The organism is Klebsiella sp. GFKo11 (assembly GCF_056490265.1).
In genome coordinates, this window is record NZ_CM151369.1 from 1,372,943 (window position 1) to 1,394,288 (window position 21,346).

Consider the following 21,346-nt stretch of genomic DNA (forward strand, 5'->3'; position numbering starts at 1 on the left):
TTAATGTCGGAGAGCCGATACTCTCCGGCAAGATTCGCTTTAAAAGGCATGGCTGGTAAATATTAATGAAACCGCCATGGCTGGTTTGTGCTTCGGCCAGCATACTGGCTGGCACAACCCTGCCTTCATACATCACATATTCCCCGGTAGCGAGTTTGCGTTCTGCGGTATTTTTGGCGGCTTGTTTTAACTTACGATCCAGTACGGCTGATATCTGATCGCCGGTTAGAATATGAATAGTATTGCGTGATGATGGCATAGCCCCTCCCTGTATCGCCCGAGCGATTATAATTAGTTGTTAATGGAATAATTTTTTGTTTAAGTTCTACATCAACGGTAAAGCCTAATGCCCTATCATACAAACCCAGTAATCTGGGGCGGGCAGCATACCAACAATATATACCTGCTTTAGAAATATTGTAATGGTCGTATATTGCACTGGAAACAGCGGCGCATAATTCTCTGCTTGCTCGATGATTGAGCCTGACATGCTCAAACTCATTTCGATCCTCGGAAAGGTCAAAGCTCACTATCCATCCTCCACTATCAGGAAGCGTAACTGGATTTCCATCGTGCACCAAAGTACCGACCATACCTTCCAGAGTTGATTGACCAGTCATGCGTAGAAAACCGATGGTATAGCGGTAACCATTCCTGAGCGATCCTGCCCAAAAATCTCTGGTTATATATTCGAAATTTTTATTTCCTGTAGAGAAATCATAAGGGTCATCCTCACTAGTGTTATTCGCTTCTGTTTGATCTTCAAAATCATGCCAGGTCCATTGATACAAATTCACCTCCAATCCTTGAGTTTTATTACTTGGGGAGCTAAATCTTCTTTTCTGATGAGTAAATTGCCAGAATAAAATAAAAAATGCCAACCGAAAACTGGAATGACGCTCCACAAAATAAAATGCAAACAATGAAACTGGAAAAATAAAATAATAATTAGGATAGAGTAAATAAATTCGCACTATACTCTGGTGAGGCATTGTTACACTTATCGGAGAATATATGCCATTCACTAAACTTTGACAGCAGGGGGAGGGGCGGTAGTCGTGACTATACCTGGAAAGATTGCATCAATGATGGGCTGGAGAGTGGGACCACCGCTGAGCGTTAAAGCAGACGGCGATACGGTATGTATGACCCTTATAAAACGCCGCGCACGGGGTTGCCGTTCGGTATCTGAAATACTGGACGGAATAGATGAAAATGAGATAGCCGACTGGTGTACTGAGCTTCACTGAAGGATTTGTCAGCAGTGCGCCCGGCCTCAGCAAAGCCAGAGCGCCGCAATTATTCAATTCAACCTTCAGCCTGGATAATTAACTTCCCTTGCATCACCAATACCTTTACCGTCGTACCTATAGGAAATCCCGCCGCTTCCAGCCAGTCGCCATTGAGATTCAACGATGAATGCTGCTGACCGCGTTGACTTTGCCGGGTTTTGCGCCTGATATAACCCACTTTTAAATGACGAAAGGGCCTGGTAATAAGCGACTCCGTTTTATTGTTTTCTTCTGTCATGGTTTTCTCCACATTTTATTTATTTGTCACTGGGCAAGCGATATGTTGTGAAACTCTATTTTGCGTTTAAAAACTACTGAATAAAATGCCAGTAAAAAAACAGAATGGCAAACCTGAAACTGGAGGCAAGCTCGACAAAATAAAATGCAAAAAATGAAACTGGAAATATTAGGTTATGACTAACTCGAATAAGATTTTTTAGGTTGTTTTATTCAGGGTAATAATAGTGACGTGAAATGGGTCGTGTAAAATATTCTGTATGGAATATTGGGGCTGCCGGGTGCCATTCCCGGAGGCGATGCTGTGCATCTGTTCGGGCTACCGGCCCGCAGACGTTGATGAACAAGCGCAGCGCGAGCCGGGAAAATTTCCGTGTTGCAGGTGTTTGTGAGGCTGAGGATCCCTCAGCCTGTGGGGCAAACTACGCCAAATCTTCTCCGTTGCTGGCTATTACCTTTTTATACCACCAGAACGATTTTTTGCGTTTGCGCGCCAGCGTGCCGTGGCCTGCGTCGTCGCGGTCAACGTAGACAAAGCCGTAGCGCTTACTCATCTCGCCGGTAGAAGCAGAAACCAGATCGATACAGCCCCAACTGGTGTAACCCATCACCGGAATGCCGTCTTCGATGGCGTCGCCCATCGCTTTAATATGCTCGCGCAGATAGCTAATACGATAGTCGTCGTTAATCTCGCCGTTGGCGTCAATCTCATCGCGCGCGCCGAGGCCGTTCTCCACCAGGAACAGCGGCTTCTGATAGCGGTCATACATCATATTCATGGTGATGCGCAGGCCGAGCGGGTCGATACCCCAGCCCCATTCGCTGGCCTGAATATGCGGATTCTTCAGCGACTTAACAATATTGGCGGCATTGGTGTTATTGGCGTTCATCTCCGCCGAGGCGCAACGCGAGGCGTAGTAGCTAAAAGAGACGAAATCGACGGTATTTTGCAGGATTTCATCATCACCCGCTTCTTTCACAACCGTCACGCCTTTCTCGCGAAATACCCGTGCGGCCCATACCGGATACGCACCGCGCGCCTGCACATCGATAAAGAACAGATTCTCGCGGTCTTTCTCTAACGCCATCCACACGTCTTGCGGCTTACAGGAGTAAGGATAGAAATTGCCGCCCGCCAGCATACAGCCGACCTGATTTTGCGGGTTTACCTCATGGGCGATTTTGGTGGCTAAGGCGCTGGCTATCAGTTCATGATGCGCGGCCTGGTATTTCACCTGATCCTGATTCTCGCCCTCTTCAAACACCAGCCCGGCTCCGGAGAACGGGCTATGCAGCATAATATTGATTTCATTGAAGGTGAGCCAGTATTTCACTAAACCATCAAAAGCTTCAAAGCAGGTGCGGGCATAGCGGGTGAAAAATTCCACCATTTTACGATTGCGCCAGGAGCCATATTCCGTCACCAGATGCATCGGCACGTCGAAATGGCACAGCGTCACCAGCGGCTCGATATGGTGCTTTTTGCACTCCTCGAACAGCGAACGGTAGAAGGCGATCCCTTCTTGATTCGGCTCTTGTTCATCACCTTTCGGAAACAGGCGGCTCCAGGCGATAGAGGTGCGAAATACGCTAAAACCCATCTCCGCCATCAGGGCGATATCTTCTTTATAACGATGATAAAAATCGATGGCCTCGTGGCTCGGGTAAAATTCATCGTCGCGCAGCTCAAAACGCTTTTCCAGCCCCAGCTTGACCGGCAGGCGGTGAGCGCCGTGGGGAATGGTATCGACGGTGGTCAGCCCTTTACCGCCCTCCAGATATGCCCCTTCGGACTGGTTGGCGGCCAGTGCGCCGCCCCATAAAAATCCCTGTGGAAAAGTCGCCATGCGTTACCTCATTATCAAAATTGTGTTCAGGCGTGTGATGTTTGAGCCGTGGCCTGGCGCTGTCTGGCGTCAGCAGCGGCCTCTTCAACTGGAATATCTTCAAAGCCGAGCAGCAGGGTCAGGACAAACGACAGCACTACCGCCAGCGCCATGACGCCAAAGACCCAGACGATAGTCATCGGATTAGCCGGGTCGAAGAACTGGACGCTGGTAAACAGGCCCGGCGCCGCCATTGAGTGGCTGGCGAGCCCGGCAATCCCGGCCACCGCGCCGCAGATAAAGCCGCTGATCAGGCTGGCAATCAGCGGTCGCTTCAGGCGCACCGCCACGCCGTACAGCGCGGGTTCGGAAATCCCCGCCAGAATGGCAGAAGCCGCGGCCGCCAGCGCCGTCTGGCGCAATTCCGGGTTTTTGGTTTTCCACGCCACCGCCAGCGATGAGCCACCCAGCGACAGGTTCGCGCCGATTTCAGACGGCATGACCATGCCCTCTTTGCCGGTTTCGGCAATGGTTTGAATGATGGTCGGGGTAAAGACGCGGTGCATTCCGGTCATCACCAGCAGTGGCCACAGTGCGCCCATAATCGCCACCGACAGCCAGCCCAGGTAGCTATGAATGGTATAAACCAGCGCGGAAATGGCGCTACCAATCCAGATGCCGAGCGGGCCAATCAGCAGAATCGACAGCGGGGCGGCAATCAGTACGATCAGCATCGGTTTAAGGAAGTTTTTGGTGACCGCCGGGGTGATACGATCGACCCAGCGTTCGATATAAGAGAGACACCAGGTCATCACCAGCGCCGGGATCACGGTATAGGTGTATTTCACCGCCGTTACCGGAATAAAGGCGAACTCAACGTGCTCGCCCTGGGCGGCTTTCGCCATCAGCTCGATAAAGCTCGGGTGCACCAGCACCCCGGCAATTGCAATCGCCAGCGACATATTGGTTTTGAATTTCACCGCCGCGGAAGCTGCAACCATCAGCGGCAGGAAGAAGAACGCACCGTCGCCGATAACCGTCAGAATGGTCAGCGTTGGCGCGCCTTTGGGCAGCACGCCGGTCATCTCCAGGATCATCGCCAGCAGCTTAACCATCGATCCGCCGATAATCGCCGGGATCAGTGGCGACATGGTGCCGATCAGCGCATCAAGGATCCCCGCTCCGATGCGTTTTAAGGTGATAGGCGGTTTCCCCTGCGGTTCGGCAGGGCGCAGATCCCCCGGTAGCAGGGCCACCACCTCGCGATACGCCTGGGAGACGGTATTACCGATGATCACCTGACACTGGTTGTCGCTACGCACCACGCCGAGTACGCCTTTTAGCCCTTTCAAAGTGGCGCTATCAACCTGCTCGCTGTCTTTGACCACGAAACGCAGGCGCGTCATACAGTGGGTAACGGCGGCGACGTTATCTACGCCACCTATCGCCGTAATGATCTGCTGCGCCAGAGCTGCATAATTTTTAGACATCGGATTTTATCCTGTTTATCAATGGGGTACTGGCTTGTCATCGCGCCGTAAACGGAGCGGTATCATGCATACATAGGAAACCGGTTCCACATAATCATCAATAGTTTCATTTGTAGTTACAAGATATAAAAAATTAAGATCTGAATTTTGTGATTTTGATCGCTTTGTCAGCAAAGGGAGAGATGTGTGCAAATGCTGAAAAAGCGCCGCGCGTGCAGTACACTGCGGGCAACATTGGCAACAGGAATAACCACATGGCAACAATGCTGGAGGTCGCGAAGCGCGCGGGGGTGTCGAAAGCCACCGTTTCGCGGGTGCTGTCGGGGAACGGCTATGTCAGTCAGGAGACCAAAGACCGCGTGTTCCAGGCGGTGGCTGAAAGCGGCTATCGGCCTAATCTGCTGGCGCGTAACCTGGCGACCAAAAAGACGCAGACCCTCGGACTGGTGGTGACCAATACCCTCTATCATGGCGTCTACTTCAGCGAGTTGCTCTATCACGTGGCGCGGATGACCGAAGACAAAGGGCGGCAGCTGATCCTCGCTGACGGTAAGCACAGCGCGGAGGAAGAGCGCGAGGCGATTCAGTATCTGCTCGACCTGCGCTGCGACGCGATTATCATCTACCCGCGTTTTCTTAGCGTTGATGAGATGGATGAGATTATTGAGAGCCATGAGCAGCCGATTATGGTGCTCAACCGCCGCCTGCGCCGCAACGCCAGTCATTGCGTCTGGTCCGATCAAAAGGCCTCGGCGATGATGACGGTGGAAAAGCTCATTGAACTGGGTCATCGCGACATCGCCTTTATTACCGGTTCGCTGGATTCGCCAACCGGCGTTGAGCGTCTCTCGGGATATAAAGATGCGTTGTCTCGCCACGGCATCGACCTGAACAACGATTTGATTGCTGAAGGAAGGTGGACGCCGGAAACCGGCGCCGCCGGGGTGGAGACGCTGCGCCAGCGTAACGCCCGCTATAGCGCGCTGGTGGCGAGCAACGACGATATGGCGATCGGTGCGATGAAGCAGCTGCATTTGCACGGTGTTAAGGTGCCGGAGCAAGTATCGGTAGTCGGTTTTGATGATATCGTGCTGGCACCCTATATGGTGCCATCGCTCTCCAGCGTGAAAGTACCGGTCACGGAGATGATCAAAGAGAGCATTAACCGGCTGATTTTTATGCTCGACGGCGGTGATTTAAAATATCAGCAAACCTTCCCCGGCGAGCTGATTGAACGCGACTCGATGGTTCCCGGCCCGCATGCCTGACGTCGTCATCTGTCATCGTCAGTTGTGACGATGACACTGTTCCTGTTATTTATTCCCTTTATTATCAATGCAATAAAAATTGGAACGTATTATGCATACTCCGGCGCATAACCTTCTTACAGCTGGAGAAATGGATGAACCGTTTCATTATCGCCGACGCGAGCAAATGCATCGGCTGCCGCACCTGTGAAGTGGCCTGCGTGGTCTCTCATCAGGAACATCAGGACTGCGCCGCGCTGACGCCAAAAAACTTTTTACCGCGTATTCACGTGATTAAAGGCGTCAATGTGTCGACGGCCACCGCCTGTCGTCAGTGCGAAGACGCGCCGTGCGCTAACGTCTGCCCGAACGGCGCAATCAGCCGCGAAAAGGGGTTTGTCCACGTGATGCAGGAGCGCTGTATTGGCTGCAAAACCTGCGTGGTGGCCTGCCCGTATGGCGCGATGGAAGTGGTAGTGCGCCCGGTTATCCGCAACAGCGGAGCGGGCCTGAACGTGCTGGCGGAAAAAGCCGAAGCTAATAAGTGCGACCTGTGCTATCACCGCGAGGAAGGCCCGGCCTGTATGGATGCCTGCCCAACTCATGCGCTGATTTGCGTCGACCGCAACAAGCTCGAACAGATGAATATCGAAAAACGCCGCCGCACGGCGCTGGCCTGGTAATTTGGCCGCGCGATGAACGGGGTGCAAATTCGCATTCGCGGTAAAGTGCAGGGGGTGGGATTCCGCCCCTTTGTCTGGCAACTGGCGCAGGAGCTGGGGCTATGCGGCGACGTATGCAACGACGGCGATGGCGTACTGGTGCGGCTTGGTGGCGGTGATGCGGCGTTTCTTGCCGGATTAACCCAGCGCTGCCCGCCGCTGGCGCGGATCGACAGCACGCAAGGTCAGCCGTTTGCCTGGGCCATCGCGCCGTCGGGTTTCACCATCCGCCAAAGCGGAGCCGGGAGCATGCGTACGCAGATTGTGCCCGATGCCGCCACCTGCCCGGCATGCCTTGCGGAGATGAATAACCCGCAGGAGCGCCGCTACCGCTACCCGTTTATCAACTGCACCCACTGCGGGCCGCGCTTTACTATTATTCGCTCCATGCCCTATGACCGCCCGCTGACCTCCATGTCTCCGTTCCCTCTTTGTCCGTCCTGTGCGGCGGAGTATCGCAATCCTGCCGATCGCCGTTTTCACGCTCAGCCGGTGGCCTGCGCCGAGTGCGGGCCGCAGCTGGAGTGGCGCGGCGCGGCGGAGAACCTGCTTGGCGATGCCGCTTTAGAAACGGCAATTTCCCGTCTGATGGCGGGGGACATCGTGGCGGTGAAAGGGCTGGGCGGTTTTCATCTGGTATGCGATGCCGGAAATCGTGATGCGGTGGCGACGCTGCGGGCGCGCAAGCATCGTCCGGCAAAACCGCTGGCGGTGATGCTGGCGACAACGATGGGATTGCCCGAACAGGCGCTTAAGCTGCTGACATCCCCCGCCGCGCCGATCGTGCTGCTGAATAAAGCGCAGGTTGCTGGCCTGTGCGACCAAATTGCGCCAGGGCTTGCGGAAGTAGGGGGAATGTTGCCGTCTAATCCATTGCAGCATTTACTTTCGCAGGCGCTGGCGCGTCCTTTAGTGATGACCTCCGGCAACCTTAGCGGCCGCCCGCCCGCGTTGACCAACGACCAGGCGCTGGCGGATCTCGCCGGGATTGCCGACGGTTTTCTGCTGCATAATCGCGAGATTGTGCAGCGGATGGATGATTCCGTGGTGCGGCAAAGCGGCGAGATGCTGCGCCGTGCTCGCGGCTATGTGCCGGACGCGCTGCCGCTACCGCCGGGATTCCACGACGTACCGCCGCTGCTGGCCCTCGGCGCGGATATGAAAAATACCTTCTGCCTGCTGCGCGGCGATGAAGCGGTGCTCAGTCAGCATTTTGGCGACCTCGGTGAGGAAGGCGTAGAAGGGCAGTGGCGACAGGCGCTGCATTTGATGCAGGAAATCTACGCTTTTACGCCGCAGCGGGTGGTGGTTGATGCCCATCCCGGCTATAGCGCCTCGCAGTGGGCGGCGTCGCTGGTGCTACCGGTGGAGCGCGTTTTACATCACCATGCCCACGCAGCCGCCTGCCTGGCTGAACATCGCTGGCCGCTGGACGGCGGCGACGTCATCGCCCTGACGCTCGACGGCATTGGAATGGGGGAAAACGGCGAGCTATGGGGCGGCGAGTGTCTGCGGGTTAACTATCGTGAGTGCGAACGGCTTGGCGGCTTGCCCGCGGTGGCGCTGCCCGGCGGAGACCTCGCCGCCCGTCAGCCGTGGCGCAATCTGCTCGCTCAGTGCCTGGCGTTTGTGCCTGACTGGCAGAGCTATGCCGAAACCGCCGTGCTGCGTCAGCAAAACTGGCCGCTGCTGGCGCGGGCCATTGAGCGCGGCATTAATGCGCCTAAAGCGTCGTCGTGCGGACGTCTGTTTGACGCCGTTGCCTGCGTATTAGGCTGTGCGCCGCAAACCCTGAGCTATGAGGGCGAGGCGGCCTGTCGACTGGAGGCGCTGGCGGCAACCTGCGAAGGTGTTGATCATCCGGTGACGTTACCGTGGCGCGATGGCGAGCTGGACCTGGCGACGTTCTGGCGACTGTGGCTCGGCTGGCAGGCCAATCCGGCGCAAAAATCCTGGGCTTTTCACGATGCGCTGGCCTGCGGGCTGGCGGCGATGATGCGTGATTGTGCGAACGCGCGGGACATTCACACCCTGGCTTTTGGTGGCGGAGTACTGCATAACCGGCTGCTGGCGGCGCGATTGGCCTTTTATCTTCATGATTTTACTCTGCTGTTTCCGCAGCAACTACCCGCAGGCGATGGGGCGCTCGCCCTCGGCCAGGCGGTTATCGCTGCGGCCCGTCTTCAGGCTTAAAGGACACCAATATGATAATGATGATTTTGCGCCAGCAGCCGCGCGCAGCGGCGCTGGTGTTGGCATTAATTGTGGCCAATTTGCTGGCCTGGGGCTGGGCGTTTGTCGCGTTCGGCGGCAGCGGTGCGCTAATGGCTGCCAGCCTGCTGGCCTGGGGTTACGGCCTGCGCCATGCGGTGGATGCCGATCATATTGCAGCAATTGATAACGTGACCCGCAAAATGATGCAGCAGGGGCGGCGGCCTTTTGCCGTGGGGGCATGGTTCTCGCTGGGCCACTCGTCAATTGTGGTGCTGGCCTCGGCTTTGATACGGCGACGGAGATTGGCGTATTGGGGATCTCCGCTGCCAGCGCATCGAGCGGGATGTCCATCTGGTCGATTATGGTTTTTCCGGCGCTGTTCGCCAGCGGCATGGCGCTGGTGGATACGCTTGATAATGTGCTGATGGTCGGCGCTTACGGCTGGGCGTTCAGCAAGCCGCAGCGCAAGCTCTATTACAATATGACCATTACCGGGACGTCGGTGGTGGTGGCGCTGTTCATTGGCGGGCTGGAAGCGTTGGGGCTGTTGATGGATAAGTTTTCTCTGAGCGGTGGGGTTTGGCGCTGGGTTGGCGCGTTGAACGACAATCTTGGCAACGCTGGTTTTGTGGTGGTCGGACTGTTTGTTGCCTGCTGGGTGCTGTCGGTGCTCAACTACCGCTGGCGCGGGTACGATAATCTGGCGCGGTAGGTTGGCGTTTTTCCCGGCTCGCGCTGCGCTTAGCCGGGCTACCATGGCTACCATGGCAGCGGTGCGGAATATTGTCCCGGAGGCGATGCTGCGCATCTGTCCGGGCTACCAAACCCCAACGGCTACCAGAGCAGAGGAATCGTGCGGTTGGGTAGCCCGGGTAAGGCGTTTATGCCGCGACCCGGGATGAAGCATCAGCCGGATATATCAGGTTAACGACCTGAAACTCCGTTTTAAAAGCATTCCTGATATAACGACTCCATACCCTGCGCAGGCGGAGATAGACATCAATATGACTCTTAGTGGGTTGCCGCTGTACCAGGTGATAAACATATAGCCAAATATTGCCGCCATCATAATTAATGACCATTTCATTCTAATAAATACAGATATGAAAACTGCCGGAATGATTATTCCCAGGATATAAAACCTGACAAAAACTAAACCAACACCTCTACTGCGGGGATGGAAGTGTGCGATATACCATTCATATCCTGCATTGTGGATTAAAATAATAACGGCGCAACTGAGCAAAGCGAGCAATAGATTGAAAATTATGACTTTATTTTTTTTAAATTCCATATTGATTTAGCTGTCCTTTTATTTGACATCACCCAACATATGGATAATAGCATCCCACAAGGTTAACGTAAGATGTCTTTTCTGGGATCCCCGGCTTGCGCTGCGCTTAGCTGGGCTACCAGGGCAGCGGTGCGGAATATTGTCCCGGAGGCGATGCTGCGCATCTGTCCGGGCTACCAAATCCCAACGGCTACCGGAGCAGAGGAATCGTACGGTGGGGTAGCCCGGGTAAGGCGTTTACGCCGCGACCCGGGAAAACGGTAAGCTCGCCGGTGGGGTAGCCCGGACAGGCGCAACGCGCCGCCTCCGGGGATAACGTCAGTCCATACAGGCTAACTCACCAACTGCTTGAGCAGCGCAAAGGCGTCTTTCATGCGATCCTCGCTAACCACAAAGGCGCGTAGCTGGTTTTCGGCATCCACGCCTTTTGCGACCAGACCGTCTTTGGCGGCAATGATATTCCACGTCAGATCCTCGCGTCGGGTATCGCCCGCCAGATGCAGCGGTAAATCCGGGGTTTTGACCTTCACCAGCATCGGCGGCAGCTTCAGCTCGCCCTGCTGGGTCAGCAGATTTTTACCCAGGCACATGGCGCTCAGCAGAATCGGTTGCAGGAACGGCAACACCATGCCGTTGATTTCCGCGCAGTCGCCGAGAGCGTAAATCGCCGGATGGCTGGTTTGCAGCTGGCTGTTTACCACCACGCCGCGATTAATCTCCAGACCGGCATGCCGCGCCAGCGCTGTTTCCGGGCGCAGGCCGGCGGCGGCGACCACCGCATCAACGGTCACCGTGCGCTGACGGTCAAGGGTGACGCGAATGCCGTCGGCGTTTTGCTCCAGGCTTTCCAACTGGGATTTCAGCATCAGGTGCACGCCCATATCGGTCAGACGATGCTGCAGGCGGCTGCTGGCCTCCGGCGGCATCAGCGCTGACAGCACGCTGGCGGAGTTATCCACCACCGTCACCGCTTTCCCGGCGCGGCAGAAATCCATCGCCAGTTCGCAGCCAATCAGCCCGCCGCCGACGATCAGCACGCGTCTGGCGTCATGTAACTGACTCTGCGCTGCACCGTACTCACGCTGGCTGTTGAGGGTCAGCATCAGCTCGCGTCCCGGCACTGGCGGAATAAACGGCGTCGCGCCGGTGGCCAGCACCAGTTTGTCATAGCGCCACTCGCGGTCCTGGCTTTTCACTACCTGATTCTCGGCGTCGATATCGCTCACCCAGGTATGCGGGAACAGGCGCAGATTGTACTGCTCGGCAAACTCTCCCGCCGTTTGCAGGGTCAGTTCGTCGGCCTTCTGACCACGGCTGACCACATGGCTGAGGTCCGGTTTGTTGTACTCATCCATGCTGTCGGCGGCGATCAGGGTCAGCGGGATTTGCGGGTCCTGCTTGCGGATATTTTTCACCAGCTGACGGGCCGCGAAGCCCGAGCCGATGATGACGATGCCATCACTCATTTTGCCTCCGATGCCAGAACATCAAACACATCTTTACCCAGCGAGCATTCCGGGCAGAGGAAGTTATCCGGGACTTCGCTCCACGGCGTACCCGGCTGGACGTCCTGGTTCGGCTCGCCTTTTTCTGGATCGTAAATCCACTGACACACACTGCACTGCATCATCGGTCCGAGGTCGGCTGCCGCTGCGGCGGCACAGGCGCAGGCTTCTTGTGCCTGGTCTGGTTTGGCAGCGGCTTCCGGCAGCGGAGCCAGCGCCCACTGACGAGCAATTTCGCGACCATGCTGACGGCAAATTTCCAGCGCGTCGAGATCCGGACGCCATTTGGCCTTCAGGCTCAGGGACATTTCAAAACCGGCATCCTGTAAACGGGTAGAGAGACGGTCAACCGCGCCGCCGCTCCAGCCGTGGGAACCAAAGGCGCTGGCGTGCTTGTTGCGAAAACGCAGGCCGGTCATCTCTTCCACCAGCCCGGCGATTTTCGGCATCATTACGTTGTTCATGGTGGAGGTGCCGACCAGCACGCCTTTGGAGCGGAACACGTTGGTCAGAATTTCGTTTTTATCGCTGCGGGCGACGTTAAAGATTTTCACCGCCACGTTCGGGTCAACTTCGTTGATGCCCTGGCCAATCGCATCCGCCATCATGCGGGTGTTATTGGACATGGTGTCGTAGAAAATGGTGATACGGTCTTCCTGATAGTCCGCCGCCCATTTCAGGTACAGCTCAACGATCTGGGTTGGATTTTCACGCCATACCACGCCGTGGGAGGTGGCAATCATGTCGACCGGCAGATTGAAGCCGAGGATTTCGGTGATTTTCGGCGTCACCAGGCGGCTGAACGGGGTCAGGATGTTGGCGTAGTAGCGCTGGCACTGCTCGAACAGTTCGGTCTGGTCAACTTCGTCGTTGAACAGGCGTTCATCGCAGTAGTGCTGGCCGAAAGCGTCGTTACTGAACAGTACCGCATCGCCGGTCATATAGGTCATCATGCTGTCCGGCCAGTGCAGCATCGGGGTTTCCACAAAAATCAGCTGTTTGCCGTTACCGATATCCAGGCTGTCGCCGGTTTTCACTACGTTAAAATTCCACTCCGGATGGTGATGGTGACCGGTGATGGAGTCGATGGCGTTGTTGGTGCAGTAGATCGGGGTGTCCGGAATGCAGGACATCAGTTCGGTTAGCGCGCCAGCATGATCCTCTTCGGCGTGGTTAATAATGATGTAGTCGATATCGGCGAGGTCGATTTCGCTGCGCAGATTCTGCACGAATTCACGGCTGAATTTATGATCGACGGTATCGATCAGCACATTTTTTTCTTCGCGGATGAGATAGCTGTTGTAGCTGCTGCCGCGCAGCGTTTTGTATTCTGTTCCGTGGAAATCACGCACTTCCCAGTCACGTTGGCCAACCCAATGAATGTTATTTTTAACCAGAATAGACATAGCAACCTCAATTAATTCAGCATTGTTCAAATAAGATGTTTTGCTTATATCAAGTTGCGTGCCAACTTATTAATTAATTGAATTTAAAGGTTTTAATGTTTTTATCTAAATTTGTTGATGTCAAAATGACAATGGTTAAAATAGTCGTTATGACTATCTTTACTGTCAGAATGACTATGAGGCGACAATGAGTTTCTCCGTCGAGGCCCTGGCGAAAATCGCCATTGATTTGCAAAGCGATATCGGTCATGCCGACCGTTTCTCGCGCCTGATTACCACCCTGCGGCAGATTCTCGGCTGCGATGCTTCGGCGCTGCTGCGCTACGAAGCGCATCAGTTTGTGCCGCTGGCGATTGATGGCCTGGCGCAGGATGTACTTGGGCGACGCTTCGCCCTTGAAGGTCACCCGCGGCTGGAGGCGATTGCTCGCGCCGGGGATGTGGTGCGGTTCCCGGCAGACAGCGACCTGCCGGACCCTTACGACGGATTAATTCCCGGACAGGAGAGCCTGAAGGTACATGCCTGCGTCGGGCTGCCGCTATTTGCCGGACAAACCCTGATTGGTGCGCTGACTCTCGACGGCATGGATGCGGACCGCTTCGACAGCTTTAGCGATGAGGAGCTGCGCCTGATTGCCGCTCTGGTCGCCGGGGCGCTGAATAACGCGCTGCTGATTGCCCGGCTGGAGAATCAAAACGTGCTGCCGGAGCAGGCTATCGCTTATCCGGCGTCCGAGCGTCAGGAGATAATCGGCCTGTCGGCACCGATTTTACAGCTGAAAAAAGAGATCGATATCGTCGCGGCTTCCGACCTGAACGTCCTGATTAGCGGCGAAACCGGCACCGGCAAAGAGCTGGTGGCGAAGGCGGTGCATCAGGGGTCGCCGCGTGCAGCCAACCCGCTGGTGTATCTCAACTGCGCAGCGCTACCGGAGAGCGTGGCGGAAAGCGAGCTGTTTGGTCACGTTAAAGGGGCGTTTACCGGGGCGATAAGTAACCGCAGCGGCAAGTTTGAAATGGCGGACAACGGGACCCTGTTCCTCGATGAAATTGGCGAGCTGTCGCTGGCGCTACAGGCCAAGCTACTGCGGGTGCTGCAGTATGGCGACATTCAGCGCGTCGGCGATGACCGCAGCCTGCGGGTTGATGTGCGGGTGCTGGCGGCGACCAACCGCGACCTGCGTCAGGAGGTGGTGGAAGGGCGTTTTCGTGCCGACCTTTATCATCGTCTGAGCGTGTTCCCGCTGTCGGTTCCGGCGCTGCGCGAGCGGGAAAACGACGTGGTGCTGTTGGCGGGGTATTTCTGCGAGCAGTGCCGTTTGCGCATGGGGCTGTCGCAGGTGATTTTAAGCGACACGACGCGGGCGAGGCTGCGCGCCTGGCTGTGGCCGGGGAACGTGCGTGAGCTGGAACATGCGATCCATCGCGCGGTGGTGCTGGCGCGGGCGACGCAGGCGGGTAATGAGGTGGCGCTGGAGCCGCAGCATTTTCAGTTCGCCGTGGAAACGCCGGTCCTGCCGAGCGCAAGCCCGCAGCCGGTGACGGAGGTGGTGAATTTACGCGAGGCGACGGAAGCCTTCCAGCGCGAAGCGATTGCCAGAGCGCTGGCGGATAACAGCCGGAACTGGGCCGCCGCCGCCCGCGCGCTGGATCTCGATGTCGCCAACCTGCATCGGCTGGCGAAGCGTCTGGGACTTAAAGGATCCCGGCCTGATAAAAGTTCTGCAGGTTAATCGCGCCGACCAGCTGTCCGTTGTCATCGACCACCGGAGCGGCGCTGATTTTGTGCTTCATCAGGCGCTCTTTAGCTTCTACTGCGCGGCTTTCTGATTGCAGGGTTACGCCGTTGCGGGTCATCGCCAGGCTGACGACATCTTGCAAACTGCCGCCGCCTACCAGCCAGCGGCGCAGGTCGCCGTCGGTAAACACGCCCTGGACGTGATTGTGCTCATCGCAGACCGCCACCAGTCCCAGGCCAGTGCGGCTGAGTTCGAGCATCGCGTCCATCACGCTGGTATCAACATCCACGCGCGGCACGTCGCCATCGCGGCGCATGAGATGGTGAACTTTGTTCAGCAGTCGTGCGCCCAGCGCGCCAGCCGGGTGCGAGCGGGCAAAATCTTCTTCATTAAAGCCGCGAGCCTGCATCACCGCCATCGCCAGCGCGTCGCCGAGCATCAGTGTGTTGACGGTACTGGAGGTCGGGGCGAGGTGCATCGGGCAGGCTTCGCGTTCCACGGCGATATCAAGAACGGCTTTGGCGGCCAGCGCCAGCGGAGAGGTGGATTTACCGGTCATCGCCAGCAGTGGTATGGACCGTTCTTCCAGCCGTGGGACGATAAGATCCAGTTCTTTAGCGCCGCCGGAGTAGGAAATAAACAGCATCACGTCGCGGCTATCGAGCATTCCGAGGTCGCCGTGTAACGCTTCCGCCGGATGGACGAAAAATGCCGGGGTGCCGGTGCTGGCGAATGTAGCGGCCAGCTTTTTGCCGATGTGGCCCGATTTACCGATCCCGGAGACCACCAGTTTGCCCTCGCAGTGGATGATGATTTCCGCTGCGCGGATGAAGTCGTCGCCCAGGCGTTCAGGCAGGCGGCTCGCCTCCTGAAGCTCCAGCAGTAGGGTCTGGCGTCCGGCTTCTAACAGAAAGTTACTCATGATGTTCTCCAGTAATAATGACTTCGATGCCTTTTTCTTCCAGCGCCCGCTGGAATTCAGGGTCGATGTTGGCATCGGTAATCAGTTTGTCCACGCTCTCCAGGCCGCAGACGATATTGGGACTTTTGCGGCCAAACTTCGATGAGTCGGCCATCAGGATAACCTCGCGGGCGGCATTGCACATCGCTTTGCTGACCGTATAAACCTCATTAAAGGTGGTGACGCCGGCGATTAAATCAATCCCGTCGGTGCCCATAAATAGTCGGTCAAAGCTGAAGTGCTCGAAGGCGTTTTCCGCCAGCTGGCCGTGAAAGGAGGCCGATTTTTTACGGAAGGTGCCGCCTGGCATCAGGATAGTTTGTTCGTTATCCAGCTCGGAGAGGGCGTTGACGATATGCAGGCTGTTGGTCATCACCGTGATGTTATTGAAGCGGCTGAGCATTGGTACCATTTGCAGGACCGTGCTGCCGGCGTCAAGAATGATTGAGTCGCCATCGTGAATAAAGCGAACGGCGGCTTCGGCAATCCGCTCTTTTTTATGAGTGTTGATGAGCGTTTTGTGGTCGATGGGCGGGTCGGCCTCGTCTTTATTTAACACCACGCCGCCGTAGGTGCGGATAACGGTACCGGCATTCTCAAGGATGACCAGATCCTTGCGGATGGTGGTACCGGTGGTGTCGAAGTGTTGCGCCAGCTCTTCAACCGAGCATTTGCCCTGCGCTTGCAGGTGCTCGAGAATGGCTGCCTGGCGCTGACGTGGTTTCATAGGCGTTGTATCCTGCGTTTAAAGTTTCGAAATGATAATTTCGCAAGATATTAACTTTCACAACGAAATTATCCATGTTTCGGATTAAGCGCTAATAATAGTGCATTCTGACAGAGCGGATCATTGGGAAAGATCACATCAGGCTGCAATTCCTTGAGATGTTTGCCGTTGAGAGCGGGAATTTTTTGTGGTCTGGCGAAGACGGTGAGACCTTTCATTAACAGCGTATCGCGAATGCGGTCGTGTTCGTCGACGGCGATGGCGACGACGGCGCGCGGCTTGAAGCGGCCCGAGGAGCGACCCACGCCGACCCGGCCCTGTTGGCATAGCTGGTCAAAGGCGCGGTTGAACTGGCGGATTTGCCAGCCGCCAAAGGCGAGTTGGGTTATCCAGGCGATGGCGGCGACGGTGATGAGTGCGGTAACCATAAAATCTCCTTAAGGTGCGTGCGATATTCCCCCGGAGGCGGCGCGTTGCGCCTGTCCGGGCTACCAGACAGCTGCATAATCGGTAGCCCGGACAGATGCGCAGCATCGCCTCCGGGAAAACAGCGCGCAACGTTTTAAAACATCACCTGCCCGCCGGTGACGTTGATGGACTGCCCGGTGCAGTACGAAGCCTGCGGGCTGGCGTAAAACATCAGCACATTGAGCACATCCTGATAATCGCAACCGCGCTTGAGCGGAACTTTATCGACGTAATACTGTTCAACTTCGTTCTCGGCAATCCCCAATTTGGTGGCGTACTGCGGCAGTAGCGACTGGAACATCGGCGACTTCAGCAGGTTACCCAGCATCAGCGAATGGACGGTAATACCGTATTCTGCGAGGTCCAGCGCCAGAGACTGCGTCAGCCCCACGCCGCCAAACTTCGCCGCGCTGTAGCCAGAGTTATGCTTACTGCCCACTTTGCCGGATTTCGAGTTGATCTGGATGATGCGTCCTTTTATACCGTCGCGGATCATCAGCCGCGAAAACTCGCGGGCGCAGAGGAAGTAGCCCACCAGATTAACCTGAAGCGAGCGATCGAAATCGCCCAGCGCGAAGTCGCTGATAAAGGCCGCTTTGGCGATCCCGGCGCTGTAGACCAGCAGATCGACACGGGAAAATATTTCGTCTACTCCGCGGGCGAGGGCGACGACGCTGGCTTCGCTGGTGGCGTCGGCACCAAAGCCGTACGCCGTTCCTTCGCCATATTCGGCGTTAATGGCCTGCGCGACGCGGGTCGCTTTATCGCTCTGAATATCGACAACCGCCACGCGATAGCCCTCTGCGGCAAGGCCGCGACACAGAAACTCCCCTAAGGTTTGTCCCCCGCCAATGACAACAGCAACCTGATTCATAATTTTCTCCTTACAACTTAAGCAACAAATTTCAGTACGCAGCCGGTGGCGATCTCTTCCGGCACCGGGCCCGCCACGTGGACGGTTCCGGGGAATTCCGCTTCGCGGTGACCATCGAAACGCAGCGTGATATGGCCAAGCTCGCGCAGATTCTGCTCGGCAACGTCGCCGACGGCGGTCACCGGATAGCGCTGTTCGCCAAGCTGAAGCTCCGCGCCCGGAACCAGCGAGCCGGATAGCTCGCCGTGGTTGTGAATAAAGCAATACTCTTCGATATCGGCTGGGGCTCCTTCGCGAAAGGTGATCAGCATCTGGTCTTCCAGCGCCATCGTCGCACTGGCGCCGATACGCGTAATGGTGGTCTGGTAAATCACGGTCATCTTCAGGAACCTCTTATTGGTAAATAAACCCGGAAACGAACCAGGCGATCAGCACCGTTGGGGCGCCGGTCAGGAAGCGGCTCACCAGCACCGACGGGACGCCGACGCGCACGGTGTCCTGTCGCGCTTCCGCCAGCGACAGACCAACCGGGATAAAGTCGCAGGCGGCCTGGGCGTTAATGGCAAACAGTGCGGGCAGGGCGAGGTGAGGCGGAATATTGCCAAGGCCAATCTGCACGCCAATCAGTACGCCGATAACCTGGGCGATGACCGCGCCTGGGCCGAGGAACGGCGACAGCAGCGGGAAGGAGCAGATCAGCGCCAGGGTGACGAGGCCCAGAGGATGGCTGGCGAGCGGTGCCAGACCGTGGGCAATCCAGTCGCCGACGCCGGAGGCCATGATGATGCCGATCAGCGCTGAGACGAAGGCCATAAACGGCAGGATGGTTTTCAGCACCGTGTCGATGGTGTCGCGACCGGCCTGGAACAGCACTGCTACCACGGAACCCATGCCCATGCCGACCTTCGCCAGCAGGCCGTCGCTCTGCTCGGTTATCTTCTTGCTGGTGTCATAGTCGCGGACCGCCGGTTGAGCTGGCGTGTCCTGTGGCGCAGGGGAGTCGTTATCTGTTAAGACGTGAATGTTCTCGCTTTTAACTCCGGAAACGTAAATATCCTCGACGATGTACTGCGCCAGCGGCCCGGATTTGCCGGTAGCGTGGATATTAATGGTCGGGATACGACGCTTTGGGTAGATGCCGCAGCGCAGGGTGCCGCCGCAGTCGATAATCGCCACGCCGATTTCCGCTTCCGGCGGTTCGCCCTCTTTGAAGCCATCGACCGCCTGCCAGCCGGTGAGGCTCGCAATTTTATCGACGATCGCCGGACGGGTGCCTGCGGTGATATAGACAATCTTTTTACCGGCAACTACGTCCAGTTCGAGCGGGCCGCCCCAGCCACCGGTGCCTTTTTCAATACGAATACGCGTCATGATGTTGCTCCTGACAGATGGACTTTCTGCTCAAGTTGGATGGCCATTTTCTTCTCAAAAATCGACGTGGTCAGGTCGGTCACCCAGCCACGGAAGAAGTTTGTCACCAGGCCCACCAGCAGATAGCTCACCGCCAGCGGCCCTAACGGCAGGCCGAGAGTGGTCAGCCCGTTGGCGATCCCGAGATAGACGAACAGCTCGCCGGGGTTGATATGGGGAAACAGACCGTTCATCGAATGGCAGCTGTAGGAGGCCGCCGCGTAGTAGCTGGGTTTGTATTTCTCGGGCATAAAGCGCCCGAGGCTCAGGGTCATGGGGTTACAGAAAACGAAGGTGCCGATGCAGGGCAGCAGCAGGTAGCGGGAGATCGGATTACCGGCGCAGCGTTGCGCCAGCTTTTCGATCCGCTGCTGACCAATAAAGTTGATCAAGGCGTTCATGATCACCAGCAGACTGATCAGCAAAGGCAGGATCCCGGTAACCATACCGGTAAACACCTCACCTCCCTTCTGAAACAGGCCGATAAACCATTCGGCACCGTGGGTAATGACTTCAATCATTGTTCTCTCCTTCAGCGTGTTATTTTTCTTGCTAACTGGCGGCTAATTTTAATCACTTTGAAAGATTTAAAAGTGTTAGTTTGATCGCAAAATGAAAGATAAATATTTTATTTTGAAAGATTGTGACTGAGGAAGAGAAAAGAATGTGACGAGAGATGAGGTAAAAATGGCAATAAAAAGAATTTCAGTCGCTGCCGCTTCCTTGTGAGCGGGCGCATGCTTTACCATAATTACCTCTTGCCGATTTGTTAAATGGATGTCCCATGTTGAAGCGTCGCTATCTGGTTTTACTCCCGCTGTGTGCTCTTTTCGCTGCCTGTAGCAGCAAACCTCAAACCCCTGCGGAAACGGAAATGGCGGGCAGTACCGGCGGTTTTTTGCTGGAGCCGCAGCATAATGTGATGCAGATGGGCGGTGATTTCGCCAACAACCCGGCGGCGGAACAGTTCATCGACAAAATGGTGAGCAAGCATGGATTTGACCGTCAGCAGCTGCACGAAATTCTCTCGCAGGCTAAACGTCTGGATTACGTTCTGCGCCTGATGGACCGTCAGGCTCCGACCGGGCTGCCGCCGTCAGGGCCGAACGGCGCCTGGCTGCGTTACAAAAAACAGTTTATTACTCCGGATAACGTGCAGAACGGCGTGGCGTTCTGGAACCAGTATCAGGACGCGCTCAACCGTGCGTATCAGGTTTACGGCGTGCCGCCGGAAATTATCGTCGGGATTATTGGCGTGGAAACTCGCTGGGGCCGGGTGATGGGCAAAACCCGCATCCTTGATGCGCTGGCAACTCTTTCGTTTAACTATCCACGTCGTGCGGAGTACTTCTCCGGCGAGCTGGAAACCTTCCTGCTGATGGCACGCAGTGAAAAAGATGATCCGCTGGACCTGAAAGGGTCGTTTGCCGGAGCGATGGGCTACGGCCAATTTATGCCATCCTCCTATCGCCAGTACGCGGTGGATTTCAACGGCGACGGGCATATCAACCTGTGGGATCCAGTTGATGCAATCGGCAGCGTGGCTAACTACTTTAAGCAGCACGGCTGGGTGAGCGGCGATCAGGTAGCCGTGCAGGCGATGGGCCAGGCGCCGGGGCTGGCGAACGGCTTCAAAACCAAATACAGCGTTTCGCAGCTGACGGCGGCGGGATTAACCCCGACTCAGTCGCTGGGTAACCATCAGCAGGCGAGCCTGCTGCGTCTGGATGTGGGCTCGGGATATCAGTACTGGTACGGCCTGCCGAACTTCTACACTATTACTCGCTACAACCACAGCACCCATTACGCGATGGCCGTCTGGCAGTTGGGGCTGGCGGTTTCTCAAGCTCGTATGCAGTAATCTCGCCCTCTGTGCTCCTCTCCGTTCGGGGAGGAGCCTGTTACATTTTGCAGCATTTCCTTTCGTTGACACCA

Annotated in this window: 18 protein-coding genes and 1 pseudogene; 6 read left to right on the plus strand and 13 right to left on the minus strand. The window is 56.3% G+C overall.

Annotated features, from left to right (window positions below):
* Positions 1 to 191: 191 nt before the first annotated feature.
* From AC07P6_RS06580 to ascF, 4 genes are all read right to left on the minus strand, one after another.
* Positions 192 to 974 carry a hypothetical protein gene (locus AC07P6_RS06580; protein WP_478315910.1) on the minus strand — a complete coding sequence of 261 codons (783 nt, stop codon included), beginning with the start codon at positions 972 to 974 and terminating at the stop codon, positions 192 to 194.
* A 334-nt stretch (positions 975 to 1,308) separates the two neighbouring features.
* Complete coding sequence (locus AC07P6_RS06585) at positions 1,309 to 1,530, minus strand: SymE family type I addiction module toxin (protein ID WP_304253044.1); 222 nt, start codon at positions 1,528 to 1,530, stop codon at positions 1,309 to 1,311.
* A gap of 421 nt (positions 1,531 to 1,951) precedes the next feature.
* Positions 1,952 to 3,376, minus strand: a complete 1,425-nt coding sequence (locus AC07P6_RS06590) for a 6-phospho-beta-glucosidase (RefSeq protein ID WP_182234379.1) — start codon at positions 3,374 to 3,376, stop codon at positions 1,952 to 1,954.
* Positions 3,377 to 3,402: 26 nt separating this feature from the next.
* Positions 3,403 to 4,845: a PTS cellobiose/arbutin/salicin transporter subunit IIBC gene (ascF, locus tag AC07P6_RS06595; protein ID WP_182234377.1), complete on the minus strand. Its 1,443-nt coding sequence runs from the start codon at positions 4,843 to 4,845 to the stop codon at positions 3,403 to 3,405.
* Positions 4,846 to 5,099: 254 nt separating this feature from the next.
* On the opposite strand from ascF, the gene AC07P6_RS06600 reads away from it, so the two are divergent.
* The 4 genes and pseudogenes from AC07P6_RS06600 (at position 5,100) to AC07P6_RS06615 (ending at position 9,740) form a co-directional block, all read left to right on the plus strand.
* Positions 5,100 to 6,113 (plus strand): LacI family DNA-binding transcriptional regulator, encoded by a 1,014-nt coding sequence (locus AC07P6_RS06600; RefSeq protein WP_478315911.1) that lies wholly within the window; start codon positions 5,100 to 5,102, stop codon positions 6,111 to 6,113.
* 134 nt (positions 6,114 to 6,247) lie between these two features.
* Positions 6,248 to 6,775 (plus strand): electron transport protein HydN, encoded by a 528-nt coding sequence (gene hydN / locus AC07P6_RS06605; RefSeq protein ID WP_110277002.1) that lies wholly within the window; start codon positions 6,248 to 6,250, stop codon positions 6,773 to 6,775.
* A gap of 12 nt (positions 6,776 to 6,787) precedes the next feature.
* Positions 6,788 to 9,007 (plus strand): carbamoyltransferase HypF, encoded by a 2,220-nt coding sequence (hypF, locus tag AC07P6_RS06610; protein ID WP_478315912.1) that lies wholly within the window; start codon positions 6,788 to 6,790, stop codon positions 9,005 to 9,007.
* Positions 9,008 to 9,018: 11 nt separating this feature from the next.
* A pseudogene (locus AC07P6_RS06615) lies at positions 9,019 to 9,740 on the plus strand (HoxN/HupN/NixA family nickel/cobalt transporter).
* A gap of 914 nt (positions 9,741 to 10,654) precedes the next feature.
* On the opposite strand, the gene norW reads toward AC07P6_RS06615, so the two are convergent.
* Positions 10,655 to 11,788: an NADH:flavorubredoxin reductase NorW gene (norW, locus tag AC07P6_RS06620; protein ID WP_478315913.1), complete on the minus strand. Its 1,134-nt coding sequence runs from the start codon at positions 11,786 to 11,788 to the stop codon at positions 10,655 to 10,657.
* Positions 11,785 to 13,233 (minus strand): anaerobic nitric oxide reductase flavorubredoxin, encoded by a 1,449-nt coding sequence (gene norV, locus AC07P6_RS06625; protein WP_434661929.1) that lies wholly within the window; start codon positions 13,231 to 13,233, stop codon positions 11,785 to 11,787. The genes norW and norV overlap by 4 nt, the downstream gene beginning before the upstream one ends.
* A gap of 187 nt (positions 13,234 to 13,420) precedes the next feature.
* Between norV and norR the strand changes: the two genes are divergently transcribed.
* A complete protein-coding gene (norR, locus tag AC07P6_RS06630) occupies positions 13,421 to 14,965 on the plus strand; it encodes a nitric oxide reductase transcriptional regulator NorR (protein ID WP_478315914.1) in 1,545 nt (514 codons plus the stop codon).
* Here norR and gutQ read toward each other — a convergent pair.
* The 7 genes from gutQ to srlA all read right to left on the minus strand — a co-directional run bounded on the left by gutQ (position 14,928) and on the right by srlA (position 19,932).
* Positions 14,928 to 15,893, minus strand: a complete 966-nt coding sequence (gene gutQ / locus AC07P6_RS06635) for an arabinose-5-phosphate isomerase GutQ (RefSeq protein ID WP_182234361.1) — start codon at positions 15,891 to 15,893, stop codon at positions 14,928 to 14,930. The genes norR and gutQ overlap by 38 nt on opposite strands.
* On the minus strand, positions 15,886 to 16,659 hold the full coding sequence (gene srlR, locus AC07P6_RS06640; protein WP_182234359.1) for a glucitol operon DNA-binding transcriptional repressor SrlR: 774 nt from the start codon (positions 16,657 to 16,659) through the stop codon (positions 15,886 to 15,888). Before srlR ends, gutQ begins: the two co-directional genes overlap by 8 nt.
* Positions 16,660 to 16,727: 68 nt before the next feature.
* Entirely contained in the window at positions 16,728 to 17,087 is a 360-nt protein-coding gene (gene gutM / locus AC07P6_RS06645; RefSeq protein WP_182234357.1) for a transcriptional regulator GutM, read from the minus strand.
* 134 nt (positions 17,088 to 17,221) lie between these two features.
* Positions 17,222 to 18,001 carry a sorbitol-6-phosphate dehydrogenase gene (gene srlD, locus AC07P6_RS06650; RefSeq protein WP_182234355.1) on the minus strand — a complete coding sequence of 260 codons (780 nt, stop codon included), beginning with the start codon at positions 17,999 to 18,001 and terminating at the stop codon, positions 17,222 to 17,224.
* A gap of 17 nt (positions 18,002 to 18,018) precedes the next feature.
* On the minus strand, positions 18,019 to 18,381 hold the full coding sequence (gene srlB / locus AC07P6_RS06655) for a PTS glucitol/sorbitol transporter subunit IIA (RefSeq protein ID WP_182234353.1): 363 nt from the start codon (positions 18,379 to 18,381) through the stop codon (positions 18,019 to 18,021).
* A gap of 13 nt (positions 18,382 to 18,394) precedes the next feature.
* On the minus strand, positions 18,395 to 19,372 hold the full coding sequence (gene srlE, locus AC07P6_RS06660) for a PTS glucitol/sorbitol transporter subunit IIB (protein ID WP_112213764.1): 978 nt from the start codon (positions 19,370 to 19,372) through the stop codon (positions 18,395 to 18,397).
* Positions 19,369 to 19,932, minus strand: a complete 564-nt coding sequence (gene srlA, locus AC07P6_RS06665; protein WP_110277014.1) for a PTS glucitol/sorbitol transporter subunit IIC — start codon at positions 19,930 to 19,932, stop codon at positions 19,369 to 19,371. The genes srlE and srlA overlap by 4 nt, the downstream gene beginning before the upstream one ends.
* A 263-nt stretch (positions 19,933 to 20,195) precedes the next feature.
* On the opposite strand from srlA, the gene mltB reads away from it, so the two are divergent.
* Complete coding sequence (mltB, locus tag AC07P6_RS06670; RefSeq protein ID WP_478315915.1) at positions 20,196 to 21,272, plus strand: lytic murein transglycosylase B; 1,077 nt, start codon at positions 20,196 to 20,198, stop codon at positions 21,270 to 21,272.
* The last annotated feature ends 74 nt before the right edge of the window (positions 21,273 to 21,346 follow it).